The following is a 17015-nucleotide window of genomic DNA, read 5'->3' on the forward strand; positions in this document are numbered from 1 at the left end:
AAGCACAATTTCGGTGATCGGGACAGGCATTCGAACTGGCACCCGTTGCGGTACTTTTCACCGGTTGGCGACCACGCACAAGCTGGCCTTCCGGCCAGCCATGTTCCGACACTTTTCACCGTCACCCGATCGGGCGTAAGCTGTACGTCCCGCTACCCAGGGAGACGGCATCCCATGTCGCATTCCACGGATCTCGAGCAGCGCGGCGTCAACGGCGCGCGCCTGCTCGTCGACGCGTTGCTCGCCAATCATGTCGAACGCGTGTTCTGCGTGCCGGGCGAGAGCTTCCTCGCCGTGCTCGATGCGCTCGCGGACGACACCGCGCGCATCCAGACGGTCGTGTGCCGCCACGAGGCGGCCGCCGCGAACATGGCGGAGGCGGTCGGCAAGCTGACCGGCCGCCCCGGCATCGCGTTCGTCACGCGCGGGCCCGGCGCGACGCACGCGTCGATCGGCGTGCACACCGCGTTCCAGGACTCGACGCCGATGATCCTGTTCATCGGCCAGTGCGCGCGCGAGCATCTCGACCGCGAAGCGTTCCAGGAAATCGACTACCGCCGGATGTTCGGCCAGATGGCGAAATGGGTCGCGCAGATCGACGACCCGCGCCGCCTTCCCGAATACCTGAGCCACGCATTCCACGTCGCGACCGCCGGCCGGCCCGGACCGGTCGTGCTCGCGCTGCCGGAAGACGTGCTGTCCGAGCCGTGCGCGCCGCAGCCGGTCGCGCCGCCCGCGAAGCGCGTCGCGGCCGCGCCGTCCGCCGCGCAGATCGACGAATTGCGCGAGCGGATTTCCCGCGCGGAGCGGCCGTTCCTCGTCGTCGGCGGCAGCGGCTGGACGCCCGACGCGTGCGCGAACCTGCGCACCTTCGTCGAACGCTGGCAGTTGCCCGTCGCGTGCGCGTTCCGCTACCAGGACACGTTCGACAACGCGCACCCGAACTACGCGGGCGACGTCGGGCTCGGCATCAATCCCGCACTCGCGAAGCGCATCCGCGACGCCGACCTGCTGTTCGCGCTGGGCCCGCGCCTCGGTGAAGCGACGACCGGCGGCTACACGCTGCTCGACATCCCGAAGACCCGCCAGACGCTGATCCACGTCCACCAGGGCGCGGACGAGCTTGGCCGCGTCTATGCAGCGGACCTGCCGATCGTGTCGGGGATGCCGGAAATCGCGGCGCTCGTCGCCGCGCTCGAACCGCCGGCCGCGCCCGCGTGGGCCGGCAGCGCGGCCGACGCGCATCGCGCCTATCTCGAATGGCACGCACCGCTGCCGATGCCCGGCGACGTCCAGCTCGGCGACGTGATGGTGCAACTGCGCGAGCGCCTGCCGCACGACGCGATCCTGACCAACGGCGCCGGCAACTACGCAATCTGGCTGCACCGGCATTTCGCGTACCGGCATTTCCGCTCGCAGCTCGCGCCGACGAGCGGCGCGATGGGCTACGGGATTCCGGCCGCGCTCGCCGCGAAGTCGCTGTATCCGGCGCGCACCGTCGTCGCGCTTGCCGGCGACGGCTGCTTCATGATGGCCGGCAGCGAGCTCGCCACCGCGATGCAGTACGGGCTCAACATCGTCGTGATCGTCGTCAACAACGGTCATTTCGGCACAATCCGCATGCATCAGGAGCGCAACTACCCCGGGCGCGTGCATGGCACGGGGCTCACGAACCCCGATTTCGCCGCGTATGCGCGCGCGTTTGGCGCACACGGCGAGACGGTCGAGCGCACCGTCGATTTCGCACCCGCGCTCGAGCGTGCGCTGACCTGCGGACTGCCCGCGCTGATCGAGATCCGCGTGCCGCAGGACGCGAGCACGCCGGCGGCGACGCTCGCGCAGATCCGGGAACAGGGACGCCGCGCGCGCCGCGAATGACGATGAACACCCGCGCCGTCCCGGCCGGCGCGGCGCTGTCGCGCGACGATGCGCTCGTCTGGCCCGGCACGCTGCTCGCACCGGACGGCACGCTCGTCGCGCCATATGACGTCGAGCACGGCGAAAACCCGGCGGTCGGCTACGTGCCGGCCGCGCCCGCGCTCGGTCTGCTGCACGCCGCGACCCGACCGTTCCGGCTCGACTACGACGACCGGATGCACGTGCACGTGATCAACGGGATGGGCGTCGCACTCGGCGATTCGGTGATCGGCCTGACCGCGCTTGCGGCGCTGCGCGATGCGCATCCGGGCCTGCGCTTCACGCTGTACCGCCCTGCCCGTGCGCCGCGATACGTCGAAGCGCTTTATGCACTCGCCGCCGACGTCGTCGCGCCGTCGCGCACGCTGCCGTGGCGAATCGGAGCGTTGCCCGCCGATGCGCGATGCATCGATCTCGGCAATCACCTGTACTGGCCCGCGTTCGCGCGGCTGCCGATGATCGATTTCTTTCTCGACGCGCTCGGCGCGGATCCGGCGGCGCTGCCGGCGTCCGCGAAACGCAACCGCTGGCTCGCGCGGCTGCCGCTGCCCGCGCTGCCGCCCGCATGGCGGCGGCCGTACGTGCTGTTCTGCCCGAGCGCGAGCACCGCGGTGCGCAGCGTGCCGCCCGCGTTGCGCGCCGGGTTCGTCGATGCGCTCGTGCGGCGCTACCAGTTGCCGGTCGTCGGCTTCGGGCGGCTCGCACATCCGGCCTATGTCGACATCAGCGAATACGCGCACGACACTACGGCGTTCATCGCGTGGATCCAGGGGGCAAGCCTGCTGTTCGCGTCGGACACGGCCGCAGTCCACATCGCCGACGGTCTCGACGTGCCGACGCTCGCATGCTTCACGACGATCGCGCCCGAGTTGCGGGTGCGCGACTATCCGCATTGCGTGCCAGTCGCGCTCGACGTGCCGGAAGCGTTGCGCGGATTGCATCGCAGCGAATCGCCGGACGACCTGGCGGCGGTCGAGGCCGCGTACCGGGCGGTCGACTGGGATGCACTGGCTTGGCCGGCGGTGCGCGATCCCGCAGGCACGCCGGGGTGACAGTTCGCCGCGCCGGATTCCCGGGCGCTCCGCAATTAGCCTGAGCGCCATCGTCAGGCTCACGGCCTGGACATCGGGTCCGCATCGAACGCCCTCGCGCTCCGCGCCCGGCACTCGGTCGCCCGTCGACCCGACGATGCATGAGCAGTCGGTGCCGCCGCTGCCCATTGCGCCACCCGAGCATCACCCCATCGCGACCATCGTCACGCTGTCGCGCAGCGTCTCGGACGGCCGCTTGCCGAACATCCGCCGGTAGTCGGTCGCGAACTGGCTCAGGTGCCAGAAGCCCCACGCCTCGGCGACGTCCTGCACGGACCCGACCGCGCGGCCGCACAGGTCGCGCCGCGCGCCATTCAGCCGCAGCGTGCGCAGATAGGTCGCCGGCGCCATCCCGAGCACGTCCTGGAAGCAGTACTGCAACGTGCGGCGGCTCACGTGCAGCTGCTCGCACAGCTCGGGCACGCCGACCGGACGCGTGCGATGCGCGAGCACGTAGTCGCGCGCCTGCTCGACGATCCAGCGGCGCTTCGCCAGCGCAGTGCCGGACGCGCCGTCGGCAGGCAGCGCGCACACGTCGAACAGCGCGGCGAGCACCTCGGCCTGCAGGTCGTTGCGCAGCGGGTCGGCCAGCGGCGCCGCAGCAGCGGCCGCGTCGTCGAGCCGGTGCCCGAGCAGCGCGCACAGCCGCGTGAGCCGCGCCTCGCCGACCTGCATCACCGTCTGCGCCGGCAGGCGCTCGTCGAGCCCGCACCGCTCGACCTGCTCCGCATAGCGGCGCAGCACGTCGCCGCGCACGACGACGCCGTAGATCGAGAACTGCGCGGGCGTCAGCAATTCGAATTCGACGTTGCCGGGCCGGAACGCAAGCGCGCCGGCCACGATCCGGCACGCGTCGACGCGCGCCGTGCCGTCGCGCACGAGCGGGATGCCGAACCAGTACGCGTCGCCGCGCACCTCGCACGCCTGGCGCAGCAGGTGGCTCGTCGATTCGCGGAACAGCTTCATCGTGTCGAGCGGCAGCTCGGTCAGCGTGCCGACGAAGCGGCCCGCCGCGAGCTGGTCGTAGGTCTGCCGCCAGCCGATCAGGTTGCGCGCCTGTTCGTCGGCGTCGTGCGCAACGCTGACCACGGCCTGCCCGGCCGACGCGTCGTCGCCGTGCGCGTTGCGCCGCGTGTCCTCGGCCGTCGGTTCGCCGGTGTGCGCCACTCGTTCACTCATCATGTTTCTCCTGTCGGCCTGAGCCGGCGCGTCAGCGCATGACCGGATCCCATGCTCGGAGGTCGACCGGGGTTGCCCTTCTTCAGCATCTGCTCCGGCCCCATGCTTCACCCTCTGGCCCCATACCCGCCCGGAACCCTGCATCGCATGCAAGTCCCGTGCCGAATCGCGGACGTGCCGCTTGCGATCCGGCGCGAAGCCCGTCATTCAACGACGGCGCGCACGCACGCGCAATGCGTGCTGACCGGGATAGCGTGTGCGGGCTGCACCGGGCTAGTGCGCGTCCCGGCCGGATCGCGCGCCGGACAAGCATGCTCGCCCCCGAGCGACCCTCGCCACGCCTGGCCGCCGCACGCGGTATCACGCGCCGTATCACGCGCCGTATCACGCGCCGCCTCCCGGCCGCAACCGCACGACGCGCGTGCCGCAATTGCCATAAGCCTGCGCGACTGCCAGCTCGACGATCGGACAGCTCGCCGGCCAGGGTGCCGCGTCGCCGTCGGACAGATCGTTGCGCACGACCGCCCGGCCGTTGATCCGATAGCGAATGCCGCGCAGGAAATCGACGAACAGCAGCCCGACCCCGTTGCCGTCGCAATGCGCCGCGTCGATCCGGACATCGTCGCCGGCCGCGGGCAGCGCGAACCGCAGCGTCTTCGTATCGAGCACCCTGACCACCGGCAACCATTCGCCGTTCGCGTCGTGCATCGACTGCACGATGTCGCAGGTCACGCTCGCGCGGCCGCCGCATCCGGTGCCGACGAACATGAAGGGTTGCGTCTCGATGAATTGCCGCACGCCGATGCTCACGCGCGTTGTCACGACGTCGCTCATGCGCTCGGCCTCGTCCGAGACGCCGAACCGGCGATGCGCGTCGAGCTCACCGTCGTGAAAGACCGGATGCCGGGAAGTCGGTCGAATCGGTTCCGCCATGTCGGCTCCTTGCGGGTCGCGCCGGCTCGGGATGCCGCCCGCCACGACCGGCCGGCGCCGGGATTGCCGGTGGCAAGCAAGCAGGCACGCCCGCCAGCAGCGGCGGGCGGCGCACGTCGGTCAGCCCCATCGAAAGGGCCGGACTGCTGAAGCGGCGCTGCCGTCGACTCGGGCGCCGATGAAACAGCCACCGGCGGCGCGCCGAGCGGCAACCCGCACCCATGCGGCCCGGCCCGCGTTCAGGCGCACGCGCGCCTGAACACGAACGGCAGCAAACGACGATCAGAAGAACCCGAGCGCCTCGGCCTGGTAGCTGACGAGCAGGCACTTGGTCTGCTGATAGTTCGACAGCGCCACCTTGTGCGTCTCGCGGCCGATGCCCGACTGCTTGTAGCCACCGAACGCCGCGTGCGCGGGGTACAGGTGGTAGCAGTTGGTCCACACGCGCCCGGCCTCGATCTCGCGGCCCATCCGGTACGCGCGCGTGCCGTTGCGCGTCCACACGCCCGCACCGAGACCGTAGTACGTGTCGTTCGCGAGTTCGATCGCTTCCTGCTCGTCCTTGAACGTCATCACCGACGCCACCGGCCCGAAGATCTCTTCCTGGAACACGCGCATCTTGTTGTTGCCGAGCAGCATCGTCGGCTTCACGTAGTAGCCGGTGCCGAGTTCCGCGGCCGGCGCCGTGCGCTCGCCGCCCGTCAGGCATTGCGCGCCTTCGCCGCGGCCGATGTCGATGTACGACAGGATCTTGTCGAGCTGCTGCTGCGATGCCTGCGCGCCGATCATCGTCGTCGGGTCGAGCGGGTGGCCGGCCTTGATGCGCTCGACGCGCGCGACGGCCTTCTCGATGAAGCGATCGTAGATCGACTCCTGGATCATCACGCGCGACGGGCACGTGCACACCTCGCCCTGGTTCAGCGCGAACATCGCGAGGCCTTCGAGCGCCTTGTCGAGAAACGCGTCGTCCTGGTCGAGCACGTCGGCGAAGAAGATGTTCGGGCTCTTGCCGCCGAGCTCGACCGTCGACGGAATCAGGTTGTCGGCGGCCGCGTGCAGGATGTGCCGGCCGACCGGCGTCGAGCCCGTGAACGCGATCTTCGCGATACGCTTGCTGGTCGCGAGCGCTTCGCCGGCTTCCTTGCCGAAGCCGTTCACGATGTTGATCACGCCCGGCGGGAACAGGTCGCCGATCAGCTCCATCAGCACGAGCACCGACGCGGGCGTCTGCTCGGCCGGCTTCATCACGATGCAGCAGCCGGCCGCGAGCGCCGGCGCCAGCTTCCATGCGGCCATCAGCAGCGGGAAGTTCCACGGGATGATCTGGCCGACGACGCCGAGCGGCTCGTGGAAGTGGTACGCGACCGTGTTGTCGTCGATCTCGGAGATCCCGCCTTCCTGCGCGCGGATGCAGCCTGCGAAATAGCGGAAGTGGTCGACGGCGAGCGGCAGATCGGCCGCCATCGTCTCGCGCAGCGGCTTGCCGTTGTCGATCGTTTCGGCGACGGCGAGCAGCTTCAGGTTCTTTTCCATGCGTTCGGCCGCGGCGAGCAGCAGGTTCGCCCGCTCGGTCGTGGACGTCTTGCCCCACTTGCGGCGCGCGGCGTGCGCCGCATCGAGCGCGACCTCGATGTCGTCGGCGCTCGAGCGCGGCACGCGGCAGAACGGCTGGCCGTTGATCGGCGACACGTTCTCGAAGTACTCGCCCTTGACCGGAGGCACCCACTTGCCGCCGATGTAGTTGTCGTACTGCTGACGGTACGGATATTCGACGTCGAGGCCCAGTTGTTTCAGGTCAAACGGGTTCATCACATGTCTCCTGTTCATCATGCTTGTCGGAATGCAGCGCCGGTTGGTTGCGCTTGACCGTTTACGCAACATGCATGCCAAACGAAGCCGATGCGTGAGCCGATGCCGCCGGCACGGCCGCGCGCGATGCGCCGCGCCGGCGTGGAACAGGCGACTGCTCCAAACCTGAACACCGCGATTGATCCGCGATGCGCCGGGCGTTCGAAATTCCAACAGTCGCAGCGGGCCGGCAACGCGCGATCGCGCAATGACACGATGGGGGCCGGTGGCATGTCGCTTGCGTTTCAACGTTACGCGTTCCTCAGCGTTCATCGACACCATGAATCCTCTCGGCCCCCTTTCCGCCGACGCGATCGCGTTCATGCGCGAGCAGGCGTTCCTGATCGTCGCGACCGCGAATGCGGCCGGCGACAGCGACTGCTCGTACCGCGGGCGGCAACCACGCGGCGACGGCACATTCGAACCGCTCGTCGACGTGCTCGACGCCGGCACGCTCGTGCTGCCCGATTTCGCGGGCAACAACCTGTTCAACACGATCGGCAACCTGCTCGTGAACCCCGGCATCGCGCTGCTGTTCGTCGATTTTGCGCACAAGACCACGTGGCTCGTGCAAGGCCGCGCGATCATCGACGAAGACGCGCGCCGCTGGGCGCACGTGTGGCCGACCGCGCAGCGCTATGTCGTCGTTGCGGTCGATCGCGCGCATCGGCGCGCGGATGCCGCGCTGCCCGCGCTCGTTCCCGCTTAGGTCCTGCTTAGGTCCTGCTTAGGTGCCGCTCAGGTGCCGCTCAGGTGCCGCTCAGGTGCCGGCCGCCTGCCGGCCGCCGAGGAACACGAACACGACGGCTGCGCACAGCAGCGTGATGACCGCGAGCCCGATCAGCAGATCGTCGAACGCATGCGAATAGGTCGCGAGCAGCACCGCGCGTGCGGCATGCGGCAACACGGCCTGCGCGCCGCTCAGATCGCCCGTCGCGAGCCGCGCGGCCGCGCCGGCCAGCGCGTCGGGCGTCGCGCCCGGCGCGGACGCCGCCCGCAGCCCCGCCTGCGCGAGCGCCGCCAGCACCGCGCCGGCGATCGCGAGCGCGATTCCCTCGCCCGCGACCCGCGTCGTGCTGAAGATCCCGGTCGCCATCCCCGCGCGCTCCTTCGGCACGACGCTGACCGACAGCCCGTCCATCAGCCCCCACGGCATCCCGGCCCCGACACCGATCGCGAGCATCGGCGCGATCGCCGCCGGCCCCGCGCCGCCGCGCAGCGCGACGTCCAGCCACACGAGCCCCGCAGCCGCGACTACGAGCCCGAGCCCCGAAATCACGCCGGCCGACAGCCAGCGCGTGAGCGTCGCCGCGACAAGCGGCACGACGAGCATCGGCGCGGAGATCGCGAGCATCCGCCAGCCGGTGTCGAACTCGCTGAAGCCGTCGATGCCGATGAAGCGCAGCGGCAGCACGACGAGCAGCACGATGTAGCAGCAGCAGGTCGACACGGGCAGCACCTGCACGCCGACGAAGCGCGCAATGCGGAACAGCGACAGGTCGAGCATCGGCCGCGCGACGCGCGTCTCGATCGCGACGAACGCGAGTGCGCCCAACGCCGCGCCGCCGAGCAGCGCGACGACGAGCGGGCTCGCCCAGCCGCGCGCGCCGGCCTCGATCACGCCGAACGTGAACAGCGTCAGCGCGGCCGTGAACGCGGCGGTGCCGGGCCAGTCGAGCCCCTTCGCATGCGGATCGCGCGATTCGTGCATCCGCGGCAGCCCGAACGCAAGCGACAGCGCGCCGGCCGCCGCACCCGTGACGAAGATCGCACGCCAGCCGTAGCGCTCGATCAGGCAGCCGGCGAGCACGGGCCCGAACGCGAGACCGATGCCGAACGTCGTGCCGAGCAGGCTGAACGCGCGCGTGCTCGCCGCGCCGTCGAACTCCTGCGCGAGCGCCGCCGTGCCGCCCGCGAGCGCAGCCGCAGCGGCGAGACCTTGCGCCGCGCGCAGCAGGTCGACCGCGAGCATCGACGGCGCGAACGCGAGCGCGACCGACAGCAGCGTGAAGCCGCCGACGCCGATCGCGAACACGCGCTTGCGGCCGTACTGGTCGGCCAACGCGCCGGCCGCCATCAGAAAGCTGCCGAACGCGAGCATGAACGCGTTCGTGATCCAGGTCAGCGCAACCGGCCCGCCGTGCAGGTCACGGCCGATCGCGGGCGTCGCGACCGCGCCGCCGGCAAAGCCGAGCGGCAGCGCGACGGCGGCCATGCAGACGGCGGCGAGCACGAACGTGCGGCGGCGCGTCGACGCTGCGGAAAACGTGTGATCCATCATCGCTCCTCGAAAACCCGGCGCGAGCGCCGTCAGAGCGACAGAAGATAAATCCGATTCAATCGCCGAAAAACCACGCAGGATTCCGCATATAGCGGACTAGAATTCCTGAATCTCAACGCCATCGCCCGCGATCAGAGCATCGATGAACAACCTGAACGGCATCGTCGCGTTCGTCCGGACTGCTGAAACGCTGAGCTTCGTCGCGGCCGGCCGCGCGCTCGGCATTTCGGCATCGGCGGTCGGCAAGACGATCGCGAAGCTCGAACAGTCGCTCGGCGTGCGCCTCTTTCACCGCACGACGCGCCGCGTGACGCTCACCGACGAGGGCCGCCACTTCTACGAACGCTGCCAGCGGATCCTCGAGGATTTCCGCGACGCGGAAGCCGTGGTAACCGAGTCCGCGCAACGGCCGCGCGGCAAGCTGCGCGTGAGCCTGCCCGTGATCGGCTACCGGTTCCTGCTGCCGGTGCTGCCCGAGTTCCGGCGGCGCTATCCGGACGTCGAGCTGGACCTCGATTTCAACGACCGGATGGTGGACGTCGTCGAAGGCGGGTTCGACGCGGCGATCCGCAGCGGGCAGCTGTCGGATTCGAGCCTGATGTCGCGGCGGCTCGGCCCGTTCGGGTTCGTGCTGTGCGCGACGCCCGCGTATCTCGCGCAGGCCGGCACGCCGCGCGTGCCGCGCGACCTGGAGGCGCACGACTGCGTGCGCTACTGCTTCCCGACGACGGGCAAGCTGCAGGACTGGGCGCTCGCGGCCGACGACGGCACGCCGCTGAAGCTGCGCACCGCGATGACCTGCAACAACATGGAAGCGCTGCGCGGCGCCGTGCTCGCAGGCCTCGGCATCGGCTACATGCCCGACTTCCTCGCGCGCGACGCGCTCGAACACGGCGCGCTCGTGACGGTGCTCGACGCCTACCGGATCGCGCCCGGCCAGTTTTCGATCGTGTGGCCGTCGAGCCGGCAGCTGTCGCCGAAGCTCAGGGTGTTCGTCGATTTTCTGTGCGAGCGGCTGTTCAGGTAGCGCCGATCCGTTCGGTCTCCGCCTCCGGCAGCAGCGCGTCGCTGTCGTCCTTGAGCCCGACACCCGTCAGCTTCAGCCGCCGCGCATGCGTCATCAGGTAGTGCAGCTTGTGCGCGGCCGCGTCGTACGGCAGCCCTTCGGGCCGCACGTTCGAGATGCAGTTGCGCAGCGCGTCGTGGCAGCCGACCTTCGGCGCCCAGGTCAGATAGACGCCGAGGCTGTCCGGCGAGCTGAGGCCCGGCCGCTCGCCGATCAGCATCGCGACGAGCGACGCGCGCAGCAGTTCGCCGATCTCGTCGCCGAGCGCGACGCGCGCCTGCCGCGCGACGACCACCGGCCCGATCCGCCAGCCGTCCGCTTCGAGCCGCGGCCGCACCGCCTGCAGCAGCGGCAATGCCTGCTTCGCGGCCGCGAACGCGGACAGCCCGTCGCCGACCACGAACACGACGTCGGGCGCATCGTCGAGCGCCGCGCCGTAGCCGGCGAGCAGCCCGCGGCTGTCGTCCGACAGCTTGCGGCCGAGATCGGGCCGGCGCAGATAGTGGTCGCGGTCCGGCGCGGCGCTCTGCACGCCGAGCGTCGGCAGCAGGCCGGCCGCCTCGATCTCGCGCCGCAACGCATCGGCGTCGAGCGGCTGATGCACGGCGTCGCGCGCCTGCGCATGCGACAGGTTGAAGGCCAGCAGCGGCGCGGTCGGCAGGCTGTTGCCCGCGCGGCCGAGCGCGATCCGCGCGTTCGTGAACGACTTCAGCTGGCCCCACGGATTCTTTTCGACGGCATCGCTCATGCTGACAACCCCATCCAGTCGTTCGCGCCGGCCAGCAGCGGCACGCGGGCCGACGCGGCCCGCAACGCGCCGTGCGCATCGGCGATCTCCATCGTCTCCAGCCATTCCTCGAACTCCGGCGCGCGACGCAGGCCGAGCACCTCGCGCACGTACAGCTGGTCGTGGAACGACGTGCTCTGGTAGTTCAGCATCACGTCGTCGGCGCCCGGAATCCCCATGATGAAGTTGATGCCCGCCGCGCCGAGCAGCGTCAGCAGCGTGTCCATGTCGTCCTGGTCCGCTTCCGCATGGTTCGTGTAGCAGATGTCGCAGCCCATCGGCACGCCGAGCAGCTTCCCGCAGAAGTGATCCTCGAGCCCCGCGCGGATGATCTGCTTGCCGTCGTACAGGTATTCGGGCCCGATGAATCCGACCACCGTGTTCACGAGGAACGGCTCGAACTTGCGCGCGACCGCGTACGCGCGCACCTCGCAGGTCTGCTGGTCGACGCCGTGGTGCGCGTTCGCCGACAGCGCGCTGCCCTGTCCCGTCTCGAAGTACATCAGGTTGTTGCCGACCGTGCCGCGCTTCAGCGACAGCGCCGCCTCGCGCGCCTCGCCGAGCAGCGCGAGCGAGATCCCGAAGCTCGCGTTCGCCTTCTCGGTGCCTGCGATCGACTGGAACACGAGGTCGACCGGCGCGCCCTTCTCGACCGCCGCGATCGTGTTCGTCACGTGCGTGAGCACGCACGACTGCGTCGGCACGCGGTAGCGTTCGCGGAACCCGTCGATCATCGTGAGCAGCTTGACGATCGCGGCGAGGCTGTCGGTCGCCGGGTTGATGCCGATCATCGCGTCGCCGCAGCCGTACATCAGGCCGTCGAGCATCGACGCGGCAATCCCCTTCACGTCGTCGGTCGGATGGTTCGGCTGCAGCCGCACCGACATCCGTCCCGGCAGCCCGACCGTGTTGCGAAAGCGCGTGACGACGCGGCGCTTTCTCGCCGCCGCGATCAGGTCCTGGTTGCGCATCAGCTTCGACACGGCCGCGACCATCTCCGGCGTGAGGCCCGGCGCGATCCGCTCGAGCGCCGCGCCATCCGCCGCGGGCGACAGCAGCCAGTTGCGGAAGTCGCCGACCGTCAGGTGCGAAATCTCCGCGAAGGCCTGCGCGTCGTGATCGTCGACGATGAGGCGCGTGACCTCGTCGTCTTCATACGGAACCAGCGCTTCGCTCAGGAACGCCTTGAGCGGCACGCCGGCGAGCGCGATCTTCGCGGCGACGCGCTCCTCCTCGCTTGCCGCCGCGACGCCGGCGAGCTGGTCGCCGGAGCGCAGCGGGCTCGCCTTCGCGAGCAGCGTCTTCAGGTCCGCGAAGCGGTACGTGCGCGGACCGATCGTCTCCGTGTAGGACATTCTGCGAGTCTCCTTGCAAAAACCGTCGGCGCGCCATGCAGCGGGCGCGCCGGATGCCGCTTCAATGACCGTTCCAGCGGCCCTTCGCCTTCATTCCTCGAGCAGCGCGTCGCCCGGCGCGCCCTCGCGCTGCGCGCGGGTCGCGAGGAAGTACGCGTAGCCGAGCGCGAGGAACACGACGAACACCATCGCGACGAGCCCGTTGAAGTACACCATCGTACCGAGACAGATGATCGCGGCGATGATCGCGAACGCCGGGAAGAACGGATACAGCGGCGCGCGGAACGGGCGGGCCATGTTCGGCTGCGCGCGGCGCAGCTTGAACAGCGCGGCCATGCTGACGATATACATCACGATCGCGCCGAACACCGACATCGTCACGATATTGGCGGTCAGCGTCTGGCCGCCGAACTGGATCAGCTCGTCGCTGTAGATCGCCGCGATGCCGACCACGCCGCCCGCGAGAATCGCGCGATGCGGGGTCTTGAAGCGCGGATGCACCTTGCCGAGCCACTCCGGCAGGTAGCCTTCACGGGCGAGCGCGAAAATCTGGCGCGAATAGCCGAGGATGATCCCGTGGAACGACGCGACCAGGCCGAACAGCCCGAGCCACACGAGCATGTGCATCCAGCCGCTGTTCGCGCCGACGATGTACTTCATCGCCTGCGGCAGCGGGTCGTTGATGTTCGCGAGCTTGGTCCAGTCGCCCGCGCCGCCGGCGAACACCATCACGCCGATCGCGAGCGCGACGAGCGTCAGGATGCCCGCGACATACGCGATCGGGATCGAGCGCTTCGGGTTCTTCGCTTCCTCGGCCGCCATTGCGACGCCTTCGATCGCGAGGAAGAACCAGATCGCGAACGGGATCGCCGCGAACATCCCGTGGAACGCGCCGACGCTGAAGTGATCGGCGCCGGCCCAGCCGCCCTTCACGAAGTTGCTCCACGCGAAGCCCGGCGACACGACGCCCATGAACACCAGCAGCTCGAAGATCGCGAGCAGCGTCACGACAAGTTCGAAGGTCGCGGCGATCTGCACGCCGACGATGTTGAGCGCCATGAACACCAGATATGCGCCCATCGCCGCGTGCTTCGGCTCGAGTCCCGGAAACTGCACGTGCAGGTAGGCGCCGATCGCGAGCGCGATCGCGGGCGGCGCGAACACGAACTCGACGAGCGTCGCCGCGCCGGCGAGATAGCCGCCCGTCGGGCCGAACGCGCGGCGCGCGTATGCGAACGGGCCGCCCGCATGCGGAATCGACGTGGTCAGCTCGGTGAAGCTGAAGATGAAGGTCGTGTACATCGCCGCGACGAACAGCGCGGTGATCACGAAGCCCAGCGTGCCCGCACTCGCCCAGCCGTAGCTCCAGCCGAAGTACTCGCCGGAAATCACGAGGCCGACCGCGATGCCCCACAGTTGCCAGGTCCCGAGCGTCTGCTGCAGCGCGGGCTGGCCGGACGACTTGGCGCCGGCGGCGGGCCGGCCATTCGACTCTGCTTTCATCGGTTTCTCCTTAGGGCGCGCGACGGCCCGCTCGTCTGGCGCGCCGCGAGGGCGGGTGCGCCGGGGCCGGTCTGCACGGTTGAGAATCGATGCTAGTGAGTCATTAAACGTGGTGTTATCGAAATTCGGCAAAGGTCCGTGCTGACATTTCGCCTACAGAAATGCTCGCGTACAACAGACCCGTGCAGCCGACGTGCGGCAACGCGCGAAGCGTTGCCGCACCGGGAATCGGCGCGACTGCGCGCGCGACCGGGACACGATACGCACCCGGCGCACGAGCCTGGCGCCTGCCGCTTACTGGCCGCCGCCGCGCTGGTTGAACCAGCGGTCGAGCAGCTTGCCGGCCGCCTCGCGGCCGCCGAGGCCGAACGACAGCGCGACCGCCACCGCGATCGCGCCGAGCACGAGCCCGAATGCGAGCTGGACGATCTCGTTCGCGATGCCCATCGCGCGCAGCCCCATTGCGAACACGAGGCCGAGGATCGCGAACTGCGCGATGCGCGCGAACAGCACGCTGTGCTCGCTGTCCGCCTGCTGGATCACGCGGCGCGCAAGGCCCGCGAGCCAGAAGCCGATCACGAGGATCACGCCGCCCATCAGCACGTGGCCGCCGAATTCGATGAACAGCGTGACGACGTCGCGCACCTGCGAGAAACCGAGCCGGTTCGCGGCCTCGACCGCCGCGAACAGCATCGCGAAGAACACGATCAGCCGCGCCACCAGCACCGACGGCTGCAGCATGCCCGAGAACACGGGCTCGACGCCGAGCACCTTCGGCAGGCCGTCGACGCCCGCCGCGACCAGCAGCTTCTGCGCGAGCGACGCGACGAAGCGCGCGAAATAGAACGTGACGAGCACGATCACGAGCGCCGCGACGATGTCCGGCACCGCGGACAGGAACTGGTTCAGCATGTTGGTCGCGGGGCCGGAGATCGCGTCGATCTTCAGCGCGTCGAGCGCGGAGATCAGCGTCGGCACGAACACGAACACATAGACGACGGTGCCGACGAAGCTCGACACCCGCACCGGCGTCGGGGTGTCGACGCGCTCCGTGAGCTTGTCCGCGCCCGCCGCGATCAGCAGGTTGGTGACGAGCCCGCGCAGCACCCGCGCGACGATCCAGCCGACGACGCCGATCACCGCCGCCGCGAACACGTTCGGCACGATCGCGAGCAGCTTGTCGACCATCCCCTGCACCGGCGACAGCAGGCCGGACAGCGCGAACGCGGACAGGATCGCCGGCAGGAACATCAGGATCACGAGCCAGAACAGCACGTCGCCGAGATAGCCGCTCATCGGCTGCATGCCCGCGCTTTCGGTCAGCTTGTCGTCGACCTTGCACGCTTTCAGCGCGCGGTTCGCGAGGCTGCGCAACAGCGACGCGATCAGCCACGCGATCAGCGTGAGCGCCCCGCCGCCGATCAGGTTCGGCAGGTAGTTGACGATATGGGTGACAAGCAGCGAGAACGGATTCGACACCGCATACAGGTTCAGCACGTTGAAGATGCCCACCGCGGTGACGAGCAGTACGAGCCAGAACAGGCCGCCGGCGATGATCCGCTCGATATACGCGCCTTGCCCGGTGCTTTCGGTGATCCGCTGATCGACCTTCAGCGCACCGAGGAGGCGCAGCGTGCCGGCCCGCACCGCGACGGCGATCAGCCAGCCGATCACCAGGATGCCGATCGCGCCGGCAATCTTCGGCAGGTACCCCCCCAGCGTGGTCTGCAGCGTTGTGATGAAGCTGGATGCATCCATTTCTTCTCTCCCGAAAACGTGGCGTTGCGATTGACGATCGACGAACTACCTGCGTACTTCGAAATGACGCGCTATCCCGCTCGTGCAACTTAACTCAGAAAAATGACGACTTCCTCCGATTTCACCGTCTTTAACTTTAGACATTGGCGGACGAGGTCGGAACCTTATTTCAAAATTAAATTGGGGCCCGGTCGCTCGGGCGACTACGCAAGTCCGCGAAAAATATCGAAGCGCGTCGTGCTAACGTGGCTTCGGTCCTTCCCGGATGCGCCGATGAAAGAAGAAACGCCTTGTCGGATGCGTGATGCGCACCGTCTCGCGCGCGTCCACCGGCCCACTTGTCCGCTACTGAGAGGAGCGAAAAACATGTTCAAACAGGAAGTCGAGATCCGGCGCCTGCCGGCGCTGAGCGGCTATGCGGTTGCTCACACGGGGTCGTACATGCTGGTCAGCAACGCGTTCGCGCGGATCGGCGCGTGGGTCGGGCAGCATGGGCTCATCGGCCCCGGCACGAAGATGATCGGAATCTTTTACGACGATCCGGACACCACGCCCGAAGCGCAGCTGCGCGCGAAAGCCTGCTTCGTGACGGCCGACGGTGCGCCGGACGTGGAACCGGCGCCGCCAGTCGAGCGTGTGACGGTGCCGGGCGGCGAATATGCGGTGCTGCTGCACACGGGGCCGTACGCGGACCTGAAGACGGCCTATCAGTGGCTGTACGGCGACTGGCTGCGTCATTCGGGCCGCGAAGCCGCCGACGCGCCGCCGTTCGAGCTGTACCTGAACACGCCGATGGATGCTGCGCCGGCCGACCTGCGCACCGAGATCTATCTGCCGCTGCGCTGACCGGGGCACCGGCGCGCCGGTTTCGGCATGAACCGGCGCCAGCGGGGCGCGCGCACGTTGCCGGCGCAAATGGCCGCTAGGCGGCCTGCGTGCCGCACGCCGGGCAGAAGCGCGCGTCGGCGGCCAGCGCCGAATGGCAGCGGCTGCAGGACTTGCCACGCTGCGCAGTGCCGCACTGTGTGCAGAAGCGTGCGTCCGCCGCGTTGAGCGCGCCGCAACCCGCGCATGCGAGCTCGCGCAGCGGCGCGTTGCCCGCGCCGGCGCCGGCCGGCGCCTGCCAGCCCCAGCCGTGACGGTCACGGCCACGCGCATCGTGGCGGTCGCGACCATCGCGGCCGTGCCCGCCGTGATGCCCGTCGCTTCGATGCCCGTCGCTTCGATGCCCGCCGCCATGCCCACCATCATGGCCACCGTCATGGCCGCCCAGGATCCGTTTCAGAAAGCTCATCGC

General features: G+C 69.2%; 13 protein-coding genes and 1 pseudogene. 5 read left to right on the forward strand and 9 right to left on the reverse strand.

The features are described from left to right. The first annotated feature begins 174 nt into the window (after positions 1–174). Together ACV229_RS04945 and ACV229_RS04950 are read left to right on the forward strand one after the other, a co-directional pair. Entirely contained in the window at positions 175–1878 is a 1704-nt protein-coding gene (locus tag ACV229_RS04945) for a thiamine pyrophosphate-binding protein (protein ID WP_448082008.1), read from the forward strand. Continuing rightward, on the forward strand, positions 1875–2969 hold the full coding sequence (locus ACV229_RS04950) for a glycosyltransferase family 9 protein (RefSeq protein ID WP_448082009.1): 1095 nt from the start codon (positions 1875–1877) through the stop codon (positions 2967–2969). Before ACV229_RS04945 ends, ACV229_RS04950 begins: the two co-directional genes overlap by 4 nt. Positions 2970–3152: 183 nt before the next feature. On the opposite strand, the gene ACV229_RS04955 is transcribed toward ACV229_RS04950, so the two are convergent. From ACV229_RS04955 to exaC, 3 genes are all read right to left on the reverse strand, one after another. Next, a complete protein-coding gene (locus tag ACV229_RS04955) occupies positions 3153–4187 on the reverse strand; it encodes a helix-turn-helix domain-containing protein (protein ID WP_448082010.1) in 1035 nt (344 codons plus the stop codon). A 384-nt stretch (positions 4188–4571) separates the two neighbouring features. Beyond that, the gene (locus tag ACV229_RS04960) at positions 4572–5120 is read right to left on the reverse strand and encodes a hypothetical protein (protein ID WP_448082011.1); all 549 of its coding nucleotides are present in this window, start codon (positions 5118–5120) and stop codon (positions 4572–4574) included. 282 nt (positions 5121–5402) lie between these two features. Beyond that, complete coding sequence (gene exaC / locus ACV229_RS04965) at positions 5403–6929, reverse strand: acetaldehyde dehydrogenase ExaC (protein ID WP_448082012.1); 1527 nt, start codon at positions 6927–6929, stop codon at positions 5403–5405. 319 nt (positions 6930–7248) lie between these two features. On the opposite strand from exaC, the gene ACV229_RS04970 reads away from it, so the two are divergent. Then, complete coding sequence (locus ACV229_RS04970) at positions 7249–7677, forward strand: pyridoxamine 5'-phosphate oxidase family protein (protein ID WP_448082013.1); 429 nt, start codon at positions 7249–7251, stop codon at positions 7675–7677. A gap of 51 nt (positions 7678–7728) precedes the next feature. On the opposite strand, the gene ACV229_RS04975 is transcribed toward ACV229_RS04970, so the two are convergent. Continuing rightward, positions 7729–9246 (reverse strand): MFS transporter, encoded by a 1518-nt coding sequence (locus tag ACV229_RS04975; protein WP_448082014.1) that lies wholly within the window; start codon positions 9244–9246, stop codon positions 7729–7731. Positions 9247–9391: 145 nt separating this feature from the next. Here ACV229_RS04975 and ACV229_RS04980 point away from each other — a divergent pair, with 145 nt between their 5' ends. Further along, positions 9392–10276 (forward strand): LysR family transcriptional regulator, encoded by an 885-nt coding sequence (locus ACV229_RS04980; protein ID WP_448082015.1) that lies wholly within the window; start codon positions 9392–9394, stop codon positions 10274–10276. On the opposite strand, the gene eutC is transcribed toward ACV229_RS04980, so the two are convergent. The 4 genes from eutC to ACV229_RS05000 form a co-directional block, all read right to left on the reverse strand. After that, entirely contained in the window at positions 10269–11063 is a 795-nt protein-coding gene (gene eutC / locus ACV229_RS04985) for an ethanolamine ammonia-lyase subunit EutC (RefSeq protein WP_448082016.1), read from the reverse strand. The two genes, ACV229_RS04980 and eutC, sit on opposite strands and share 8 nt — an antisense overlap. Then, positions 11060–12457, reverse strand: a complete 1398-nt coding sequence (locus tag ACV229_RS04990) for an ethanolamine ammonia-lyase subunit EutB (RefSeq protein ID WP_448082017.1) — start codon at positions 12455–12457, stop codon at positions 11060–11062. Before ACV229_RS04990 ends, eutC begins: the two co-directional genes overlap by 4 nt. A 90-nt stretch (positions 12458–12547) precedes the next feature. Further along, positions 12548–13960, reverse strand: coding sequence for an ethanolamine permease (gene eat / locus ACV229_RS04995; RefSeq protein ID WP_448082018.1), 1413 nt, complete (start codon positions 13958–13960; stop codon positions 12548–12550). Between the two features lie 294 nt (positions 13961–14254). Then, entirely contained in the window at positions 14255–15718 is a 1464-nt protein-coding gene (locus tag ACV229_RS05000; RefSeq protein WP_448082019.1) for a mechanosensitive ion channel, read from the reverse strand. Between the two features lie 309 nt (positions 15719–16027). Here ACV229_RS05000 and ACV229_RS05005 point away from each other — a divergent pair. Then, a pseudogene (locus tag ACV229_RS05005) lies at positions 16028–16564 on the forward strand (AraC family transcriptional regulator); the annotation flags it as partial. Between the two features lie 76 nt (positions 16565–16640). Here the strand turns inward: ACV229_RS05005 and ACV229_RS05010 are convergent. Continuing rightward, positions 16641–17012, reverse strand: coding sequence for a zinc ribbon domain-containing protein (locus ACV229_RS05010; RefSeq protein ID WP_448082020.1), 372 nt, complete (start codon positions 17010–17012; stop codon positions 16641–16643). Between the last annotated feature and the right edge of the window lie 3 nt (positions 17013–17015).

It is taken from the genome of Burkholderia sp. MR1-5-21, assembly GCF_053427715.1.